This is a genomic window from Paenibacillus sp. D2_2, assembly GCF_031199965.1.
Lineage (GTDB): Bacteria > Bacillota > Bacilli > Paenibacillales > Paenibacillaceae > Fontibacillus.
Genome location: NZ_CP133605.1, coordinates 4,766,718 through 4,786,818, shown reverse-complemented (window position 1 = coordinate 4,786,818; position 20,101 = coordinate 4,766,718). Strand labels below are relative to the sequence as shown.

General features: G+C 46.9%; 20 protein-coding genes and 4 pseudogenes. 20 read left to right on the top strand and 4 right to left on the bottom strand.

What is annotated here, in order from left to right; genetic code table 11:
- The 3 genes from RE628_RS24590 (at window position 1) to RE628_RS24585 (ending at window position 2,249) form a co-directional block, all read left to right on the top strand.
- Window positions 1–1,032: a cytochrome d ubiquinol oxidase subunit II gene (locus tag RE628_RS24590; protein ID WP_309155791.1), complete on the top strand. Its 1,032-nt coding sequence runs from the start codon at window positions 1–3 to the stop codon at window positions 1,030–1,032.
- Window positions 1,033–1,038: 6 nt separating this feature from the next.
- Window positions 1,039–1,140, top strand: a complete 102-nt coding sequence (locus RE628_RS29855; protein WP_375143004.1) for a cytochrome bd oxidase small subunit CydS family protein — start codon at window positions 1,039–1,041, stop codon at window positions 1,138–1,140.
- A 158-nt stretch (window positions 1,141–1,298) separates the two neighbouring features.
- Window positions 1,299–2,249: an MBL fold metallo-hydrolase gene (locus tag RE628_RS24585; protein WP_309155789.1), complete on the top strand. Its 951-nt coding sequence runs from the start codon at window positions 1,299–1,301 to the stop codon at window positions 2,247–2,249.
- 7 nt (window positions 2,250–2,256) lie between these two features.
- Here the strand turns inward: RE628_RS24585 and RE628_RS24580 are convergent, their stop codons facing one another.
- Entirely contained in the window at window positions 2,257–2,766 is a 510-nt protein-coding gene (locus RE628_RS24580; RefSeq protein ID WP_309155788.1) for a hypothetical protein, read from the bottom strand.
- A 228-nt stretch (window positions 2,767–2,994) separates the two neighbouring features.
- On the opposite strand from RE628_RS24580, the pseudogene RE628_RS24575 reads away from it, so the two are divergent.
- A pseudogene (locus RE628_RS24575) lies at window positions 2,995–4,619 on the top strand (ABC-F family ATP-binding cassette domain-containing protein).
- Between the two features lie 124 nt (window positions 4,620–4,743).
- On the opposite strand, the gene RE628_RS24570 reads toward RE628_RS24575, so the two are convergent.
- Complete coding sequence (locus RE628_RS24570) at window positions 4,744–4,929, bottom strand: hypothetical protein (protein ID WP_309155787.1); 186 nt, start codon at window positions 4,927–4,929, stop codon at window positions 4,744–4,746.
- Between the two features lie 263 nt (window positions 4,930–5,192).
- On the opposite strand from RE628_RS24570, the gene RE628_RS24565 reads away from it, so the two are divergent.
- From RE628_RS24565 to RE628_RS24550, 4 genes are all read left to right on the top strand, one after another.
- Complete coding sequence (locus RE628_RS24565) at window positions 5,193–6,095, top strand: cation diffusion facilitator family transporter (protein WP_309155786.1); 903 nt, start codon at window positions 5,193–5,195, stop codon at window positions 6,093–6,095.
- A 307-nt stretch (window positions 6,096–6,402) separates the two neighbouring features.
- Window positions 6,403–7,413: a C40 family peptidase gene (locus tag RE628_RS24560; RefSeq protein ID WP_309155785.1), complete on the top strand. Its 1,011-nt coding sequence runs from the start codon at window positions 6,403–6,405 to the stop codon at window positions 7,411–7,413.
- Between the two features lie 203 nt (window positions 7,414–7,616).
- A complete protein-coding gene (locus tag RE628_RS24555) occupies window positions 7,617–8,189 on the top strand; it encodes a hypothetical protein (RefSeq protein ID WP_309155784.1) in 573 nt (190 codons plus the stop codon).
- 216 nt (window positions 8,190–8,405) lie between these two features.
- Window positions 8,406–8,906 carry a DUF948 domain-containing protein gene (locus RE628_RS24550; protein ID WP_309155782.1) on the top strand — a complete coding sequence of 167 codons (501 nt, stop codon included), beginning with the start codon at window positions 8,406–8,408 and terminating at the stop codon, window positions 8,904–8,906.
- A gap of 209 nt (window positions 8,907–9,115) precedes the next feature.
- Here RE628_RS24550 and RE628_RS24545 read toward each other — a convergent pair whose 3' ends face one another.
- Window positions 9,116–9,340: a hypothetical protein gene (locus RE628_RS24545; protein WP_309155780.1), complete on the bottom strand. Its 225-nt coding sequence runs from the start codon at window positions 9,338–9,340 to the stop codon at window positions 9,116–9,118.
- A 232-nt stretch (window positions 9,341–9,572) separates the two neighbouring features.
- Between RE628_RS24545 and yyaC the strand changes: the two genes are divergently transcribed.
- The 6 genes and pseudogenes from yyaC to RE628_RS24515 all read left to right on the top strand — a co-directional run bounded on the left by yyaC (window position 9,573) and on the right by RE628_RS24515 (window position 15,446).
- Window positions 9,573–10,106, top strand: coding sequence for a spore protease YyaC (gene yyaC, locus RE628_RS24540; protein ID WP_309155778.1), 534 nt, complete (start codon window positions 9,573–9,575; stop codon window positions 10,104–10,106).
- Window positions 10,107–10,146: 40 nt separating this feature from the next.
- A complete protein-coding gene (locus RE628_RS24535) occupies window positions 10,147–10,935 on the top strand; it encodes an alpha/beta fold hydrolase (protein ID WP_309155776.1) in 789 nt (262 codons plus the stop codon).
- 70 nt (window positions 10,936–11,005) lie between these two features.
- Window positions 11,006–11,650: a DUF6483 family protein gene (locus RE628_RS24530; protein ID WP_309155774.1), complete on the top strand. Its 645-nt coding sequence runs from the start codon at window positions 11,006–11,008 to the stop codon at window positions 11,648–11,650.
- A gap of 57 nt (window positions 11,651–11,707) precedes the next feature.
- A pseudogene (locus RE628_RS24525) lies at window positions 11,708–12,900 on the top strand (SAM-dependent methyltransferase).
- Between the two features lie 198 nt (window positions 12,901–13,098).
- Complete coding sequence (locus RE628_RS24520; RefSeq protein ID WP_309155772.1) at window positions 13,099–14,916, top strand: O-antigen ligase family protein; 1,818 nt, start codon at window positions 13,099–13,101, stop codon at window positions 14,914–14,916.
- A 62-nt stretch (window positions 14,917–14,978) separates the two neighbouring features.
- Window positions 14,979–15,446 carry a tetratricopeptide repeat protein gene (locus RE628_RS24515; protein WP_309155770.1) on the top strand — a complete coding sequence of 156 codons (468 nt, stop codon included), beginning with the start codon at window positions 14,979–14,981 and terminating at the stop codon, window positions 15,444–15,446.
- A 77-nt stretch (window positions 15,447–15,523) separates the two neighbouring features.
- Here the strand turns inward: RE628_RS24515 and RE628_RS24510 are convergent, their stop codons facing one another.
- Complete coding sequence (locus tag RE628_RS24510) at window positions 15,524–15,835, bottom strand: dehydrogenase (protein WP_309155768.1); 312 nt, start codon at window positions 15,833–15,835, stop codon at window positions 15,524–15,526.
- 138 nt (window positions 15,836–15,973) lie between these two features.
- On the opposite strand from RE628_RS24510, the gene RE628_RS24505 reads away from it, so the two are divergent.
- The 6 genes and pseudogenes from RE628_RS24505 (at window position 15,974) to RE628_RS24480 (ending at window position 19,847) form a co-directional block, all read left to right on the top strand.
- Window positions 15,974–16,591, top strand: a complete 618-nt coding sequence (locus tag RE628_RS24505; protein WP_309155766.1) for an undecaprenyl phosphate transporter UptA — start codon at window positions 15,974–15,976, stop codon at window positions 16,589–16,591.
- A gap of 50 nt (window positions 16,592–16,641) precedes the next feature.
- Window positions 16,642–17,165, top strand: a pseudogene (locus RE628_RS24500) (thioredoxin family protein).
- Window positions 17,159–17,784, top strand: a pseudogene (locus RE628_RS24495) (MBL fold metallo-hydrolase). The pseudogenes RE628_RS24500 and RE628_RS24495 overlap by 7 nt, the downstream one beginning before the upstream one ends.
- A gap of 297 nt (window positions 17,785–18,081) precedes the next feature.
- Window positions 18,082–18,288: a hypothetical protein gene (locus RE628_RS24490; RefSeq protein WP_309155765.1), complete on the top strand. Its 207-nt coding sequence runs from the start codon at window positions 18,082–18,084 to the stop codon at window positions 18,286–18,288.
- A 305-nt stretch (window positions 18,289–18,593) separates the two neighbouring features.
- Complete coding sequence (locus tag RE628_RS24485) at window positions 18,594–18,905, top strand: transposase (RefSeq protein ID WP_309155764.1); 312 nt, start codon at window positions 18,594–18,596, stop codon at window positions 18,903–18,905.
- Window positions 18,906–19,010: 105 nt separating this feature from the next.
- On the top strand, window positions 19,011–19,847 hold the full coding sequence (locus RE628_RS24480; RefSeq protein WP_309159563.1) for an IS3 family transposase: 837 nt from the start codon (window positions 19,011–19,013) through the stop codon (window positions 19,845–19,847).
- Window positions 19,848–20,101 lie beyond the last annotated feature (254 nt).

The following is a 20,101-nucleotide window of genomic DNA, read 5'->3' as shown; positions in this document are numbered from 1 at the left end:
ATGAGCTATGAATTGGTCGGTATCACGGTATTGTGGACGTTTCTGTTTGGGTATTTAATCGTCGCCTCCGTCGATTTCGGAGCGGGATTTTTCAGCTATTACAGCGTAATAACGGGGCATGAGAACAAGGTGCATAGCATTATTCAGCGCTACTTGTCCCCAGTATGGGAAGTCACCAACGTATTTCTGATCTTCTTCGTCGTAGGTCTTGTTGGCTTCTTTCCCGACTCCGCTTATTATTATGGCACTGCTCTGCTTGTTCCTGGCAGTCTAGTCACGGTGCTACTCGCACTCCGGGGAGCCTACTATGCCTATAATACTTACGGTAGTAGCAAAGAAGACAACAAAATATATATGGCGATCTATGGCGCGACCGGTCTGTTAATCCCAGCGGCTCTTTCTACGATTCTTGCCATTTCTGAAGGGGGCATCATTACTGAGGTAAATGGCAAGGTAAATCTGAATTGGGGCTTATTCTTCAGTAATCCCTATACTTGGTCGGTAATAATCTTGGCGCTCGTATCCGTACTCTATATCTCTGCGATGTTCCTAACTTATTATGCGGACAAAGCCGGGGATCGTGTAGCCTTTGAAGTGCTGCGGGGCTATGCACTCTGGTGGAGCGGACCGACTATCCTAGCCTGTGTGTTTGCTTTCTTTCAGATTAATCGGCAGAATCCCGAGCATTTTCGCAATATGCTTAACATCGCTTGGGTGTTCATACTCTCTCTGATCTGCTTCTTGATTGCTGTTTATCTGGTGTGGAAACGGAGGAACCTCGGCTGGACCTTCATGCTCGTCATGCTGCAGTTCGGGTTCGCTTGGTATGGCTATGGACACTCTCATCTGCCGTATATTTTGTATAAGCAGGTTAGTATCCACGAGAGCTTCACCAATGAGACGATGGCCGTGGCCTTAATTACCGTATTTATCGCCGGGCTGTTCGTGCTCATTCCTTCGCTGATCATACTGCTCCGATTGTTCTTGTTCGATGCTAAATATATACGTGGCAATTCGCCGAAGAAAGGATAGGAGAGCATGGAGAAATTTATTGTTTTCGTAGCTCCAGAGCTGGTAATCGTCATCGCCGTTGCTTTTCTGTTCCTCTATTCGTTCCGTTACAAGGACCCCTCCGATTGATCTTAGTCGCGATCGCTCATCCTTAAATGGCCTCGTTAGATGTGATCTTAATATTTGGAAAGCCGGAATAGTTGTTTTACAATGGGGGTAAGACATACAGGCAGAACCAAAATGTCTCTCATAGGATGAAGGGGACTGGAAGGAGGAGCCTATACAAGATGGCAAGGAAGCGTTACAGCAATTTGGACAATATAGGGACTGACAGGACGCTGAAGCAGTTTAAGCAGTGGCGAGATGAACGTCGTAGAAAGCGCAAGGATTACTCGTACGTCATTCCTAATTACCCCACGGATATGGCCTTTCTGAAGGAGAACCGCTCAGATATATCCGTTACATGGATTGGGCATGCAACCTTTCTGATTCAGTATGCAGGTCTTAATCTGATTACCGACCCGGTCTGGGCTAAACGGATGGGATTCCAGCGGAGGTTAGGCACTCCGGGAATACCACTGCAAGACATTCCGGAGATTGACGTTATTCTGATATCTCATTCTCATTATGATCATATGCATTTAGCTTCGATTCGCAAATTATACGGGAGCAAGACGATGCTAGTCGTTCCTAGCGGCTTAAAACGTAAAATGGTTCGCAAAGGCTTCGAGCGAACCTATGAGCTCGGTTGGTGGGAGGATCTACAACTCGGTGGGGTGAAGATCACATTTGTACCTACCCAGCACTGGACGCGCCGAACTCCATGGGATACAAATACATCACATTGGGGCGGATTCGTACTTGAATTGTACGGTGAGACAGAGGAACCAAGACAGCAGAAGCATCCTATCGTGTATTTTGCGGGCGATAGCGGGTATTTCAAGGGGTTTACGGAGATCGGGCAACGATTTGAGATTGATATCGCCCTGCTACCGATCGGAGCTTATGAACCGGAATGGTTCATGACCTCTCAGCATACGACTCCGGAGGAGGCGCTGCAGGCGTTCGAGGACGTCAGGGCAAAGCTAATGGTGCCGATGCATTACGGTACGTTCCGGCTAGCGGATGACACGGCGCGCGAGGCGCTGGACCGGCTTGAAGCGGATCGAATTCGCCGCGGGATAGGGGAAGAGAAGATTCGCGTACTTCAACATGGAGAGACATTAAGGTGGCCGTAAGTAACGGTCACCTTATTTTTTGGGGTCTCAAAGTCAGAATTAATGAAATGATATAAGCGACCAGGGCGATGAAGCCGAGCAACATCATTCCAAAGGCGCGCATAAAGGTATCATCACCTTCAAAAGCAGGCTTAATCGTAATAAATTGAATGACGGCGTATAAGAACAGTAAGAGGTAGAAGGAATTCCCGACGAGAGCCATCCCAATCCGGCGCTTACCGAGTCCCTGCCAACTGGTACGAAAGAATTGCCAGAAGACGATGCTGAGAGTAACGCCTAATACAGGCAGGAGCATGTGAATATAAGGGATGGATACATAGGTCAACACTAAGAGAAGCCCCCAGATGAGAGCGGAAATCGTCATGTTTCCAACAAATAGAGTCAGGCTTCCGACAAGAGGCTGCGCGAGCCGGGAGAGTTGCGGAGTTGCTTCGACTTTTGTTCTTACTTGTCTATAGAGCCTTTGTCCAATGATAAGGCCTAGAGCTGAGGCCAATATTAGCAAAGTAAATAGCATAGCTTCACCTTTTTCTGTCAATTAATAGTATAATTGTGAATTCAAGATTCGATGTCGAATAAGCTCTCAGTGTTACTTCGTGATCAAAAGCGGACTTTTTGAACAACCTCTATAAACATAAAAGTAGTGCAGCATCTGTTCCCAGGAATATCACTCAACTTATACATTGAACTATGTTATAATATTGAGCCAGTAGTGTCATTATTTAAAAAGGATGGTAATGCCTAAATGATAAGTACTAGCGGTGTAACGCTCCGTTATGGAAAACGACCACTTTTTGAGGATGTAAATATAAAATTTACGGCAGGCAACTGCTATGGCCTGATCGGAGCTAACGGGGCAGGGAAATCGACGTTCCTCAAGATCCTGTCCGGCGAAATTGAACCGAATCAGGGCGAAGTGTTTATGACGCCGAATGAGCGAATGGCTGTCCTCAAGCAGAACCATTATGAATATGATGAGTTCCCTGCATTGGAGACTGTAATTATGGGGCATGAGCGCTTGTACTCGATTATGAAAGAGAAGGATGCCCTGTATGCCAAGGCGGATTTCTCCGAGGAAGACGGAATGCGCGCTGGTGAGTTGGAAGGCGAATTTGCCGAATTGAACGGTTGGGATGCTGAACCGGATGCGGCCGCATTGCTCATAGGCCTCGGTATTCCGCGTGAATTGCACGATAAGAAGATGGCTGAACTCAGTGGTAATGAGAAAGTCCGTGTCCTCTTGGCGCAGGCTTTGTTCGGACGCCCGAACAATCTGCTGCTTGACGAGCCTACCAACCATTTGGACTTGGAATCTATTCAATGGCTTGAGAATTTCTTAATGGATTATGAAGGTACCGTAATCGTGGTATCCCATGACCGCCACTTCCTGAACAAAGTATGTACGCATATTGCGGATATTGACTTTGGTAAAATTCAGATGTATGTCGGCAACTATGACTTCTGGTATGAATCCAGCCAACTCGCGCTGCAATTGCAACGGGACGCGAACAAGAAGAAAGAAGAGAAAATTAAAGAACTGCAAGCCTTTATCCAAAGATTCTCGGCGAATGCTTCGAAATCGAAGCAAGCGACCTCGCGTAAGAAGCAGCTCGACAAAATTACGCTTGACGATATTCGCCCTTCGAACCGGAAATATCCATTCCTACACTTCAAGTCTGAACGTGAGGCAGGCAAGCAGCTACTTACAGTTGATGGCATTACGAAGACGGTTGAGGGTGAGAAGGTACTAGACAATGCTAGCTTTGTTGTGAATAAAGGCGACAAGATTGCTTTTGTCGGTCCTAACAGCTTGCCGAAGACAACTATGTTCCAGGTGCTTATGGGTGAGATTGAAGCTGAAGTTGGTGAGTATACCTGGGGGGTAACAACGTCTCAAGCATATTTCCCTAAGGACAACTCTAGTTATTTCGATGGCGTGGAAATGAATCTGGTCGATTGGCTGCGCGAATATTCTAATGACCAGGATGAGACATTCCTGCGCGGCTTCCTTGGACGCATGCTGTTCTCTGGTGAAGAGGCGCTCAAGAAGGCTTCTGTATTGTCCGGGGCGAGAAGGTTCGCTGCATGTTGGCAAAAATGATGCTGAACGGCGCTAACGTTCTGTTGTTTGATGAGCCTACCAACCACCTTGATTTGGAATCCATCACTGCGTTGAATAACGGACTGATTGATTTTGATGGTACGATTCTATTCACATCGCATGACCATCAATTCATTCAGACGATTGCCAACCGCATTATCGAGATTACACCTAACGGAATTATCGATCGCGTGATGAGCTACGATGAGTATTTGGAGAGCGAAGAGATTCAAGCTCTACGCAAGAGTATGTACCCTGAAGAAGTATAATAATGAATCTTGCGGTATGCCGCTAGAATATTGGAATATATAGTCGTAAAAATCAAAAGAGCCGGGAACTGTCTGCATAGACGGTTTCACGGCTCTTTTTGATTTGTTCTCACTGGGATGCTACTCAGGATCCCCCAGTACGGCGGCGTTGGTTGTTCGGCTTTTTGTTATTTTGGGTCTTGAGTGTTTTTATTTGATTGGCATTTTTTGCCCCTGACTTATTTGCCAGCTGTTGCTCCTTTTTTTGTTGAAGCTTCTGGCGCATAGCCTCGGCCAAGTCGATTTTTTTCGGCTCATTATTTTCGGTCATCGATATCATCTCCTCTAGATCAAGAACAAGCATGACCTTATTGTATACGTTTTTAAAAAGAGGAACAACGGGAATGATGACTTAAATTGAAAAGTACGAAAAATGGGGGTGGTTCAGGTGGTTTCGGCTTACTTTTACTTTGTGCAACACTGTTTCTCTAGACCCACACGAATTGCATCTGGTACTATGTAGTAACCCTCTTTTGATAGAGGTTGAAAATCACTAATAGTATTTATTGCAAGGCAAGTGTGGAGGTGTGGGGCTTGAATGTATACGAGGATATACGCAAAGGTGAACGCGGGGCTTGGGTAAGCATCGCGGCCTACGTGATATTGTCTACCTTTAAGCTGATTAGCGGTTATTTATTTGCTTCGAGCGCATTGCTCGCAGACGGATTCAACAACTTAACGGATATTGTCGCTTCGCTCGCCGTATTGATCGGTTTGCGGATTTCGCAGAAACCGCCGGACTCCGATCATGCGTACGGGCATTTTCGTGCGGAGACGGTGGCCGCGCTTATAGCTTCTTTCATTATGGCGATGGTTGGGATTCAGGTAATCATTGGGGCGATTCGCTCCTTATTTGAGGGGAATGAGACGAAACCTGATCTATGGTCAGCGGGGATAGCAATTATTTGTGCGGTGGTAATGGGTGGCGTATATTTATTTAATCGCAGATTAGCCGAGCAGATTAATAATCAGGCCCTGATGGCTGCAGCTAAGGACAACTTCTCTGATGCCTTGGTCAGCATAGGAGCTGCAGTAGGAATTATCGGAGCGCAGTTCGGATTACCGTGGCTTGATACTGTAGCTGCTTTAGCGGTAGGCGTGTTGATATGTAAGACCGCATGGGACATATTCAGAGATTCGACATATCGGTTAACGGACGGCTTTGATGAGGAACAACTTGGAGATTTGCGTGGGACGGTCTCGCGTATTCCCGGGGTAGAGAGGATTAAGGATCTGAAGGCGCGTGTCCATGGCAACCATGTTCTCGTAGATGTAGTGATCGAGGTTGATCCGAATTTAACGGTGCTTGAGGGTCATAACATTTGTGATACGGTGGAAGAACGGATGAGCCGAATCAAAAATGTTATGCATGTCCATGTACATGTAGAGCCTCGGGAAGAGGAAGGGCAAGAAACTTTGAATTCCCATAATTTCTAGAATATTAGATTGCACATAAAAGAAGTCGGCAGAGAGAACTCTGCCGACTTCTTTTATGGATGTAGACTTTATTAGTTATAGTTGAGCAAAATATGCAAGATCCCATTGGTAATTAATGGATATATGGGTAATATGTCCTTCATTTTAAAATATGGTCTAGGTATTTTGTCGTGAAATCGATACATAACACGAAAATCGACGCATTTAGACAATTTTCGATAAGGGATATAATGGGGACGAGTCCAAAGAAAGGTGAGTTGTATAACAATCGTCTAAATGGACCAATATCATCCATGAGGAGGCATCTATGAAACGCAGCACGACTATCCTGATATTAAGCGCAATTCTACTAACTACCTCTTACACGGCTGTACAGGATCGGGCAGTGGCAGCAACGGCTACGGCTACGGCGCAGACATTGATCAAGGGGCAAATTGTAAGCGGTGTGAATCTTCGTGACAAACCTTCGACTTCCGGCAAGATCATCGGAATGGTGAAGAAGGGGACGACAGTTACTATTTTGGAGACTAGCAACAGTTATTTTTATAAGGTAAAGACAGCAGACGGACAAACAGGCTATATTAGTTCATCTAATAAATACATCGAAGTTGGTGGCGGAAGTGCAGCACCTGAACAACAGACAAGCGCTACAGTTATCTATGGTGTGAATTTGCGCACCGCTCCATCAACCACTTCCGGCAGTGTGATCACAATGCTGAAGAAGGGAACTGTAATCACCATTCTGGAGAAGAGCAATGATAGCTTCTATAAAGTTAAAACATCCAATGGACAAGTCGGATATGTTAGCACTTCTAGCAAGTATTTAGAGCTTGATGGTGATGCGCCAGTTTCAAACGAAGATCAGTCGTCATCTAATCAGGCAAAAATCAATCAAGTGCTTAGCGTTGGGCAAAAATATTTAGGTACTCCTTATGAATTTGGATCGGACCGTAATTCAACGAAAACGTTCGATTGCTCCGCATTTGTAAGGAATGCCTATAAGGAAGCGCTCGGAATCGTTCTTCCGGCTGATTCTCGCAAGCAGGGAGCATGGATTAAGGATAACGGAACAGCAGTATCAAGTATTAGCAGCTTAAAGGCTGGAGATCTAATTTTCTTTATGAGTTATAAGGGCTCCTCTGCATCGGCGTATGCTAATGTGGACAAGAGTAAAGAGACGATTACACATGTAGCTATGTATATGGGGAACGGGAAAATGATCCATACTTACTCTAAGGACTCAGGCGGCGTTCGAATTGACCAACTGGATGGTTCGTGGAAAAACCGCTTCCTATTTGGAGGAAGTGTTCTGAAATAAATGGCATTTTATAAGAGTCAGCTGCCGGGAATATTCTCGGCGGCTTTTTATGTGCTGTGGTTATTTTTTTGAAATCCTGCTATTCATGTAATAAACTCTATAGAGGTGAATTGAACTGACCATATTTTATAGGCATTATGAAGAAGAGCTTGATGGTGAGATCACGGGATCAATAAATTCAACATTAAAAGAGGAGCATTATTATGCGTAAAGGCAGATTAATCATAGGTGGCATTTTGATTTTTCTTATTGTAGTTATCGTTGCGGCTGTGCTGTATGTCAGGCCGTCACGCACGTTAGACATGAATTATTCGGAAGTTGATTGGAAGGGTAAGCTGATTCAGATGGCAGAGAATCGGAACACAGAACTGATCCTCTCAGAGAGTGATGTGAACAATCTGGCGAAGCAGGGGATCATTGATTATATGGCTAATCATGACTTGCCTATCCAGGTTAAGGGGGCTGAATTCAGGCTGAATGGAAACGAGGTTATTGCGAATCTCAACGGAAGCTGGAAATTCCTTGATGTGGGAGCCAAGGTCCAGTACCGGATCGATTACTCTAAGGGAATCCTCTCTTTGCGGCCAGAATCGGTAAAGATACGCCACATATCCATTCCTCCTGAACAGTTCGGGCTGGAGCCGCTGGATATCAATGTCGCTTCATATATTCCCAAGCTCATTACCATCGATGAAGTTGACTTTCCGGGTAAATTAGTACGTATCAAATTTTCAGTAGATTGGCTGGAGCTTATTAATTATCTTCGGTCCGCATAGCATTTTACATTTTAGAGCAGGCTCGTCTGGGTTTCATCCAGCGGGCCTGTTGCATTATATCGCCTGCAGATTTTCTGGAGTAGAAAATATAAATGGCAGTTTAACATGAGAAGGCTCACTCTTACATAGTAAAATATTGTATAGTGTTATATGAGAGATGTTTGTGAAATGGTGTTCTTGGAACAAAAGTACATAGTCAGAAAGCGAGGTTGAGAGATGATCTGGCAAATTAGCGTCGCGCTTATCGCACTTGCCTTTGTAGTTCTGGTCGTCTTCCTGGTCAGAACGCTGCAGTCGGCGCAAAAATCATTGAATCAGACTACGGAAACATTGCAGGAAATTAAAGAAACAGTTAGTGAACTAAGTACGGAAATTAAAGGTGTCGTTAGACAAGCTAATGATATTACGGGGGATTTACAGCATAAGATGGAGCAGATCGATCCCGTGCTGGAGTCCGTTAAAAATGTTGGAGAGGTTCTGAATGAGGTTACCCTGGCTACCAAGCAGGTATCAACCGCTCTGATCGACAGGGTGAAAAATTCGCCCCGGGCTGCCAAGCGAGCACGTCGTGCTGAACGAGAGACGCCCCAGGAACCTGTTGCCCCGCCAGTTCAGGAAGCTCCGTCCGCTCTACCTGTGGGTCCGGAGAATAAGCCGCCGGGTTGGGTCAAATGGGTAGATGTTGCTGCTAGTGTATGGCAGAAATATCGTTCCTGAACGAATAACGAAATCTCTGTGATAATAAAACAGCTCCGGGCCTATTTAAGGATAGGTCTCGGAGCTGTTTTTATTAAAATTAGGAGTAGCAAAGAAACTACTAGTGTGTGTTCAAAAGGCCGCTTTTAGCACCGAGAAGGTTCGATGTCCAATAGATTCCTGATTCACTTCGTGGTCAAAAGTGGACTTTTTGAACAGCCTCTATCAAGCTACTGTTCAGGATCCTGTCTAAGGCCTTGTTCTTCATCCTCTTGCTGCGTCTTCATCTGCTCCATATCCTCTCCGAGTTGGATCAAATCCTCCATATCATTGACCATCGAGCCGTTCTCGGCTTCTTCAATAGGTTTATGTTCGGGATATTCTCCTTCCAGTGCATTGTTGATCTGTTCCATGACATATTCCCCTTGCCATTCTTCGGGGGTTTTGCTACTCATGTTGCACCGCTCCTTCTCTGAATCATTTCTGCTCTCTATCTATCTTTCTGTCCCAAGCGCACACTCATTATTCCCCAATTGGTGAAATCATGATCCTGTAAAGCCTGTATAGCTATGATGGAAACAAAGTACTATACTTTAGTGATGTAAAAGAGGTTAGCGAACCTCTGCATTTTGCGGATCAGGTATTCGTAATGTACAATCATGGTAAGTTGGCAGGGGGAGGCGAAGCATGGGAAGCAATGATTCATGGGAAATGTCTGTCTTGGAAACAGAGCGAAGAAGAATTGCTGGCAGCGAGCTGGCAGGCTTCTTCCGGGAAATTCGTAAGCAGCACGAAGGAGAGAAGATGACCTTCTTATGTATTGGGACAGACCGCTCTACTGGCGACGCGCTGGGTCCACTCGTCGGCTCCCGGCTTGAGGAGCAGGGCTTCGTCAATGTGGTTGGTACATTGCAGCATCCTTGTGATGCGGATAATTTGGAGCTGCGATTGGCGGCTATCCCTGATGATCATATTATCGTGGCCATCGACGCCAGCTTGGGCGCCCCCGCTTCTGTAGGCTGTTATCTGGTGTCTGCCCAGCCTTTGTTCCCGGCGCAATCGGTAGGATACCCGCTGCCGGCGGCAGGGCATTATAGCGTGGCTGCAGTCGTTAATGTGAAGGGTCCCAAGCCGTATTGGACGTTGCAAATGACCTCATTATATAAGGTGATTCAGATGGCAGAAGAGATTACGAGAGGGATCGTCACGACATTCAAGTGATGATTCTATGAAATATTAAGCGATAGAGAGGGGATTTATTATGACAAGCATATTAGCAAATGGGATATCTGTAGCCTATCAGGAGCAAGGACAGGGGCCGACGATCGTATTGCTGCACGGCTTCTGTGGTAGCTCGGCCTATTGGGAGAGGCTTGCCCCTCTATTATCCAAGGAATATCGCGTTGTTATGCCTGATCTACGCGGACATGGCGCATCCGATGCTCCAGTGGGTCCCTATACGATTGAACAGATGGCGGATGATATCGCCGCATTGATGGAGCAGTTGGGTGTCTCGGAGTATACACTTTTGGGTCATTCCCTTGGAGGCTACATTGCCTTGTCTTTAGTAGAACGATATTCATCCCGCTTGAACGGATTCGGATTGATTCATTCAACCCCTTATCCGGACAGTGAAGAGGCGAAGGTGAAGCGACTTAAAGCGGTGGAGAAAATACAAAATGAGGGGATAAATGCTTTCGTCGATGGTCTGGTACCCGGATTGTTCGCGCCGATACATCTTCAGACGATGGCGCAGGATGTGAACCGGGCTAGGGAGATCGGTTATCTTACTCCGCCGCAAGGAGCGCAAGGTGCAGCTCTAGCTATGCGTGAGCGCGTGGATCGGCGCGAAGTGCTGACCCAGTCCGATTTTCCAATCCTGCTCGTTGCTGGGGAGAACGATGGAGTTATTCCTTTGGAGCGCACATTTACGGCTGAAGGTGACCGGGTATTCAAGGCGGTTATTAAAGGTGCCGGTCATATGGGTATGTATGAAGCTCCAGACCAACTCGCCGCTGTTATTAGTGATTTTATGAGGAATCTCGCATAGGATGCTGATGGATTCTGCCACATGGGTACGTTATTTCTGAATGTAAAGTTCGGTGAAGGGACTGGTTATAATGCTGAGGAGGGATTATCTAGTCCGCATGATCGAAGAAATGCTGGACGTCATCGGTCAAGTGTTCGGATTGAAGCAGCAGAACAAGCTGATAGAAGCGCTGTGGAAGCTTGACGATCTGTATAAAGGGCAGTTCAGGCTGAATTCGAAGATGATCGGTTCTCTGTCTGCCCGTGATCTTGTGGAAATATTCCGCACCGGCGGGAAAGTAGAGGCCGATAAGCTGCAGAGCTTGGCAAGGCTATTGCAGGAGGAGGGGGATATCTATATCGCCCAGGGACGTGGGGATGAGGGGCTGTTCCGGCTTATGAAGTCGCTCCATCTCTATCTGGCTGCTGACCTGCATGGCGCCGATCAATCGATATGGAACATAGAGGCAGAGATAGCCAAGCTACAGTCACGTCTCAAGGATTATCGTCTACCCGTGGATACTGAGCTTCTAATGCTCGATTATGAAGAGGCCCGTAGTAGGTTCGATCAGGCTGAGAATGTATTGTATCGTCTACTAAAGGCCGAAGCGATCCCCAAGCAGCAGGCTCTAGCTTTCTATGAGCGTCTGCTGCAGTATGAACCTGATCGGCTTCGTGAAGGAGGACTCCCCTTGAATGAAGTCCGTGAAGGCCTTGAGGAAGTAGAGAAACTATAAGTGCGTAATCAAAAGAGGGCTTTTTGAACAACCTCTTTAACAATATGTATATTTGGAATGAAAGTGAGCTGTTATAGATTCATGGAAGCACTAAGACACCTTATAGAACAAATTGCTCAGGAGGGCAGTTTGATTACTGCGACGCTCAGCCAGCGGCGCAAGCCCGGGATACGGAATACAGCAAGGTAACTATTAAACCTGCCCTGTTGAAGCAGCAGCTGCATTATCAGTTCACTTATTATTACAGTAAAAAAGTGACGCATGAGAATATACCCGCTGAACAATTGGTCATGCATCTAATGAATCAATTCGAAGAGACTTTCCGGCAAGGACTGCTCTGTACGGAGACAGCCGACTATCAGGTGCTGATCAGTAAGAAATACAAAGTGTCGATTTTGACAAAGTCGCCGAGCAAGAAGCCGGGTTCCTTGCTTCATAACCGTCGTAAGGAATACATTCTGGAGGATGGAAAGCCTGTTCCTTTCCTAATTGAGCTCGGTATTATGAACCGAGATGGGAAGGTACTAGCGAAGAAATACGATAAATTCCGGCAGATCAACCGCTTCCTTGAAATGGTTCAAGATGTCATGCCTCATTTGCCTGAGGACCGACCGCTTACAATCGTGGATTTCGGCTGCGGCAAGTCTTATCTGACCTTTGCGCTCTATCACTATTTGTCGGTCGAGCAGCGCAGGGAGCTCAAGGTCGTTGGTCTCGACCTGAAGGCGGATGTAATCGAGCATTGCAGTGCACTGGCTGAGAAACTGGAATATAACAATTTGCGCTTTCTCGTCGGCGACATTGCTGAGTATGACGAACTGAACAAGGTGGATATGGTCGTTACGCTGCATGCTTGTGATACGGCAACCGATGCCGCGCTGGAGAAGGCCGTACGCTGGGATGCTTCCGTGATTTTATCTGTGCCTTGCTGTCAGCATGAATTGTTCGCTCAGGTCCGAAATGATGTGATGGAGCCGCTACTCAGCCATGGCATTCTGAAGGAGCGTTTCTCCGCACTGGCTACAGACGGAATTCGGGCTAAGTTGCTGGATATTCTAGGATACAAGACGCAGTTGCTTGAATTTATTGATATGGAGCATACGCCAAAGAATATTCTGATCCGAGCGGTGAAGTCATCAGCTGGAAATACCGCCTCGTTGTGGCGCGAATATACAGCGTTTCGTGATTTTCTTGGCGCCTCACCCTATTTGGAGAGAGCTTGCCGGGATCTTCTACCCTCAGAAGAATAAGAATAGAAAAAAGCCGCGCGGACTCAACATGAATCAGCGGTTTGCAGTCGTGATTTCAGGTCAACACTATATGTGTTGGCCTTTTTGTGCTTGTTACCCCGTGAGATTTGTGTATGGACAGCTGCACATAAATTATTACTCACTTCGGTGTATTCGCTCGATCTTAATAGACTTTACCGTGGAGAGGGGGAAGTAAGAATGTGGAGAATGATCTTTGAAAAAGAAAGGGCTATGACACCGACCAGGCGGCTGTTGGACACCTATATTATCCTGGTCAATCCGTTGGTATCTGGCGGGGGGCTGGGCTGGTTCGTATGGATCACTATTCTGGCTATTGGCCTGAATAGTGGAATGTTCTTCACAGACAGTATTCCATCCTTGACCCTGATGAGTTTATGGTTTGTTAGCGCATTTCTTGTTGTTGTCGGATTTCTGATGAAATGGATCATCGGTAACTACTATAATAAAAAAATTGTGCCTCCGCTTTCCAATCCTTCCCTCGTCCAACGAATTCCTTACTTGCATGTATGGATTTGTAGCGCGCCATTCGTTATTGCGGGGATGTATAGCTTACATATGGTGGTGTTGTCTGTACGTTTATCGGCGTATGCAACGATGGTTGCTACGCTAGAGTGGTTGTTCTATGCTCTGCTGGGGTTAGCAATGTACAGGCTGGTTATGGACAATCGGGAGAGGGGGAGGAAGTTTATCCAACAAGGTCTGTCCTGGACCGCTTGGTTATTAAGTTTGTCTGCAGTTGGATCTGTTTTGGGCGTTGTTACCGTACCTTATGCGATATTACGCACAGGGGATAGTGAGGTTAGCTTCATAGGGGCAAGGCTGGGCGGATTACTGCAATATCCGAATACTTTCGGAGCCGTCGCAGCGGCCTTGCTATTGGAGCGGTTGCTGCTTCTTGTCCGCCGGCCCGGCTCTGACTTCACACGTTCCGCCGGATGGAAGGGACAATTGGGCGGAGCACAGGTGCTGTTGCTCCTGCTCTGCCTGCTGCTGACGGAGTCGCGCGGCGCGTATATCGCCGGCGCTATTGGATGGGCAGCAGGCTGGATGCTGTTGCGCGGTGCTGAGCGCCGCAGGTTTGTGCGGCATAGCGGCGTGTTCCTCGCCGCCGCTGCGCTGCTTGCCCGCCAGTTGAGCGCTGCGCAACTGGCGCCGTCCCCGCTGCCCGGACTGCTGCTGCTTGCCGCCGTAATGGCGGCTGCACTTGCTCTGTCCGGGCATGCCCACCGCAGCGGGCGGGCGCATGGCGCCGCCGCGGCGCGGGATTCAAGCGGCCCGTTCATGGCCGCTTGGGGCGTGGGGAAGAACGCCTGCATCAAAGCGCTGGCCCTATCGGTGACAGGCCTCTGCCTGCTCCTGGCGTTCACCCCGCTGCTTGCGCGTGGACTGCGCTTCGCAACGCTCACCGCGCGCTGGAATATGTATGCCGATGCATGGAAGCTGTTCCTGCGCTCGCCCTGGATTGGTCGAGGCGGAGATACCTGGCGGCTCTCATTCCGCAGCGTTCAGAGCCGTCCATATGTCGGCAATGAGGTCCATAGTGGCCTCATTGATATTGCACTTGATTTGGGTTTGATTGGGCTTATCATCGTACTTATCTGGCTGGGAGCTATCGTGTGGCAGTTGCTCCGATCACACAGGGCGCGTAACAGCTTATTGCCTTCTTTGACCGTATTAATACTACATAGCATGTTCGATTTTGATATGAGCTATGGCTTGTACTGGGTGCTGATATTTATGCTTGCCGCCGCAGCGTTTGTCCCTCAAGCTTCTTCACAAGAGGTAGTTACACCGCAGCATCTAGAGGTCAGATTCAGCCAGTCTAACCTTCTGGATCGTCGCCTGAAGGGCATATTCTACGGAGTGCCCACGTTATATTTTGGTTATAAATTCTCGGTTCTTACAACCAAGGGGACCGCATCCGCTTTGCGTCTTGCGACGACAGGAGTACTTGCCGCTGCACTGCTAGCGGCAAGTCAGCTGGGCTGCGCCTAACGGCCAGCCAGCTTCTGCTTGCTCGCGCCGAGGCAGCAGCAGGGCCAGAGCAACCCCTGCTGTTGCAGCGATCGCTTACCGCTTCACCAGCTAATACGGCCGCCCGCCTAGCTTTGGCGGCCCGCTCTCTCCCGCAGGAGGCCATGCCACTCTTGCAGCAAGGCCTGCGATATGAACGGGAGAACCCGGAACTGTTCGCCGCGCTGGGGAGGGTTGCAGTGCGGCGTGGAGATCTTCGCGCGCTCCCGTCTTTACAACAGGCCCTGGCTTTGGATCGCTTTAATACTGCAGTTCAGACGAATGCACTGCAGGAAATGAATCTTCTGAGCAGGTGGTTAAGGGCAGATGGAAGATACAATGAGGCCAGGATCACCAATAGAACCGGAATCCGGTTATTTCGTGATTACTCCCGGTTAGCTAATCAAGTTGCCCAGCATACGGCTTGGCGTAATGATCGTAAGTTCAGATTAACTTTGGAAGCCAGAGTCAGGGGTCGGGAGTTGTACGCTTTTTCTGCAGAAATGAACTGAAGTAATATTCAGCAGCATGTTCCATCGTCTAGTGAAGAGGATTTATAACAAGTGATAGCCCCATCAGCCTATGAACATCACCCACCGAACGAGCTGCGAAATGCTCTTTTTAAATGGTCTTGATCGACTTGCCACAGCTCTGCCAGATCTTCGCTGACAGCTTCATCCCACCAATCGGCGAGCGCCTTGCGGTTGCTGCTATTTTCAGCGATCCAGAGTAGGTTGCCAATGACCTTTTTGTAGTATAACGTCTCCCCTTCAGCGACTTTGTCCTGCGGTATATAAACGCCCAGCTTCTTAACAGTCCGGTATAATTCCTTGCTACATCCTCTGCGTATTTTGCGCGGTGTCGGCAGGGGAGTGCGATGTTTGCCGGGAGAATCCTTCATAGTTGTGCGCCTCCTTTTCCACAACATATGCATGATTTGTCACGGGCGACACCGGAGCTGGGGCGTCAAGTAGAATGCATGTCATCTGCTGTGATAGAATAGATTAGAAAAAAGGACATGTTAGGAGAGGGACGTGCAGTGGAATGGATTTCTAGTTTGATCAGTACTCTGTTGGATTGGGTCCAGCAATTGGGATATTTCGGTATAATGCTCGGCTTGATGATCGAGATAATTCCAAGTGAAATCGTATTGGCATACGGAGGTTACCTGGTACACACTGGCCGGATCAACTTTTTTGGAGCTGTCGTTTTCGGTGTTGTGGGTGGCGTTATTGCGCAATTGTTTATTTATTGGATCGGGCGGTACGGTGGGCGTCCTATTCTCGAGAAGTATGGCAAATATATTTTTATCCATAAAAAGCATATCGACGTCGCTGAGAACTGGTTCTTGAAATACGGCCCCGGAGTCATTTTTAGCGCTCGCTTCATTCCGGTGGCAAGACATGCGATTTCGATTCCAGCTGGAATGGCCAAGATGCCGATCGGCAAATTTATTACCCTGACTACCCTGGCAGTCATCCCGTGGTCGATTTTGTTCGTATACTTGGGAATGCTGCTTGGGGATCAATGGAAGCATGTTGATGAGAAGGCGGGCCCATACATTATGCCAATTCTGCTGGTTGCGGTCGCTCTACTTATCGTATATCTACTTATTAAGTGGTTTGGATCTTCTAAAAAGAAAGGAGATGCAAAGTGAGTATCCATCTGGCACATAAGTTTGGACAAGGCATTACACCTCAGCAGTTTATGGAGGGAATGCAGAAGAATAAAGAGGAATTCGCGGCAGGATACGATGCTTTTAACTGGATGAATGAAGATGACCGTGAGTTTTTCACAAGCTTAAATTCACGCGATGACTTGCGGGTGTTGATCCTTGCGGCAGATTGGTGTGGCGATGTTGTCCGCAGTGTGCCAGTGGTATTCCGTGCACTTGAGGAATCCTGTCTGGAGACAGAAGTGCTCATTCTTGAGCAGCATCAGGATACGATGGATCAATTCCTGACGATGGGGGACGCTCCGTACCGATTGTTATTTTTACGGACATGGGCGGGCAAGTACTTGGCAGCTGGGGGCCGCGTCCTCAGCATGTACAGGCTCTGATGATTCAGTTCAAGCAGGAGAACCCGGACCGGGAAGCACCTGATTATCAAGACAAGATTAGTGTAGTGAGACAGCAGATGGCTGACAAATATATAGAAGGGGGCGGAGTGAATGCGTCGGTCGTATCCGAACTACGCGCACTTATCTCCGGTTTTAAAATCGTATGTTAAGAATAGAGACTTTCTCCCTTGGACCATTACAGACGAATGCTTATTTATTGCGGGAGAAGATGAGAAAAAGGCGATTATCATTGATCCAGGGATGAATCCTGGGCCACTCTTGCGCAAGATCGAAGGGCTAGAGATTGAAGCAATATTGCTGACACATGCCCATTTCGATCATATTGGTGGTGTAGATGAAATTCGTAAGCTGAAGAACTGCCCGGTTTATTTGCACGCTCTGGAGAGCGATTGGCTGACGACGCCTAAGTTGAATGGGTCACTAATGTGGCCACAGATTGGCGGTCCGATGGCGCTTGAACCAGCCGATTATGAACTTGCGGAAGGTCAGAAGTTACGATTGATTGGCCATGAGTTTACGGTATATCATACGCCGGGACATTCGCCGGGTAGTGTAAGTTTCTTATGTGGTAAGGATTTATTCTCAGGCGATGTGCTTTTCCGTATGGGCGTAGGGCGTACTGATTTGCCTGGCGGGAGAGAGGTAGATCTGTATAATTCAATTCGCGGCAAGCTGTTCCGTTTCGCGGATGATGTGATCGTCTACCCAGGGCATGGGCCTAAGACGACGATTGGTTATGAGCGTGAGAATAATCCATATTTGACATAAGCTGGGCAAGGGCGACTATTTCAGCAATTTTGCTACAAATTCGTACACAAAAAGTACAAAGATACTGGACAAAAGTGTATTCACTTGTTAAAATATAATCATTAAATATTTGTAACTTTTGCGAAGCACGCAAGCTGAGGAGTATTCCCGGTTTGCGTTCTTTTTTTGTTTATAATGCGTGTTCAAACGTCCGGTTCTTCAGCAAGGAGAGGATTTTTTGAACAACATCTATAGCGGTTTTTTTAGCTTCTGAAATACGGTGAACGGATCGTTCGAGAGGTAAAAGGAGGCAAATCAATGAAAAGCCGGTTGTCGCATATAACAGATGCGAGTCAGCCTTTGGCACAGGAAGATAAAGGGCAGAGCCGCAGTCCCGATGATTCAAACAAGTACATACACGATAAAGGACGGTTGCTCTTATGGGATCGTCTTGTGCTCCGTTCCGGTACAATTCGGCAGCCCTGGCATAAGAAGCTCTGTGAGCACCGGAGGATCAGGTATTGAGCTCAACTTGCTAGATTCGTTATAAAGCGTTGCAGGAACCCAGTAGAAATATCATAAATAGTTAAGACTAACTGGACACGTTAGAATAGCAGCGAAGGGCGCTGATATTCTAACGTGTCTTTTTTCGTATAAGAATGACTATGTTATACAACTCTCTCGTATGGATGAATACCTGCAAAAGTGCATCTTTTTAAGAGGATAATCGGCTCAAAATGCGTTATTCCTGCAAAAACCTCACGGCCCCCTAATAAAAGTGGAGTCTTACCCTCCAATAAATTAGACTATTTATAAAGGGGAGATTCGAAATGAAACGAAAGAATAAAGCGTATGAAGAAGTTCGTTTACAGGTGGTCCGTGAGGCACTAGCAGGGATTAAGGTAGCCGTATTGTCCCGTAAGTATGGAGTTCATCCTGAGACTATTCGTAGTTGGATCAGGGAGTATCGAGATCAAATCGAAGAGCATGAGATACCCGCTGCAGATGAACAGCTACAGGAATTAAAAAGATTGCAGGAAGTCGAAGAGAAATACCAAACCGCTGTAAAGATCCTAGGCGAAAAGGAATTAGAAATCGAAATCCTGCGTGAACTCTTAAAAAGAAGAACCCTGCTTATCTGAAAGATTCGAAATAGCAGACCAGTTTATTAAGCAGGGATATTATGCAGCACTGGTACTGCGAATCTTAGGGTTGGCTGAGTCAAGCTATTATGCACGAAAAAAAGAATAGGCCAACATGATGAGCCTGTAACACGCATTCGTAAAGGGCGTCCATGCCCAGGTTATTCCCTAACGGAAAACGGTACCAGAGTAAGCGACGAACAGATTAAAGAGTGGTTCGTAGAGCTTACAGAAGGCGAAGAGAACGAGTATGGGTATAAATTGCTTGCTGAGTGCCTCCGTAAGGATCACCGTCTCATTTTGAATAATAAGAAAGCTTACCGTTTGTGTCGTGAATTGGGGATTCTCCAAAAGTATCGAGAGAGAAGAACGAAGCATCCTCGTCGATTGCCTAGAAATCGTCTAGTCACCGGTCCGAATCAGTTATGGCAAATGGATATTAAATATGGTTACGTAGCAGGACGTGACCGCTTCTTTTTCCTGCTCAGTATCATTGATGTATTCGACCGCGCTATTGTGAGCTATTACCGAGGCTCTGAATGTAAGGCTACTCATGCAATTCAAGTTCTGGGAAAGGCACTAGAGTCCCGGATCCAGCCAGGAGAATCGCTACCCACGATCCGAACAGATAATGGACCTCAATTTATCAGTGCTTTATTTGGAGATACGTGTGAAAATTGGGGCATTTCACACGAAAGAATCCCTCCTAAAACTCCAAATATGAACGCATATATTGAGTCGTTTCACAGTATTGTGGAGAAAAATCTATTCAGCAAAATGGAATACAAGACGATGGAGGCCGCCTATGAATCGATAGATAACTATATCGATTTCTACAACAACCGAAGAATGCATGGCAGTCTGAAACGGATGTCTCCACTCCAATTTTCTAGTTGGATTATGCAGTTCGAAGATCGGTCTCAGTTCTATAGATCTTTGTAAAACTTTAAAATATAGCGTTAGACTACGAATACAGTATTTTACTCGGGTCAGACTCCAGATTTAGGGGGCCGAACCGAAAATGCAGTTTTTTTCGTCGATATAATAAAGAATCGGATAAATTGTCTTGAAATTACTGCGTTTTTGCAGTTATTTTGTGAATACTGGTGGTTTAATTAATAAAAAGATGTAATTTTGCAGTTTTACTCAGCGGTTTGTGCTAATACGTTGTTCGAAGAGTACTTGCCACTACGGAT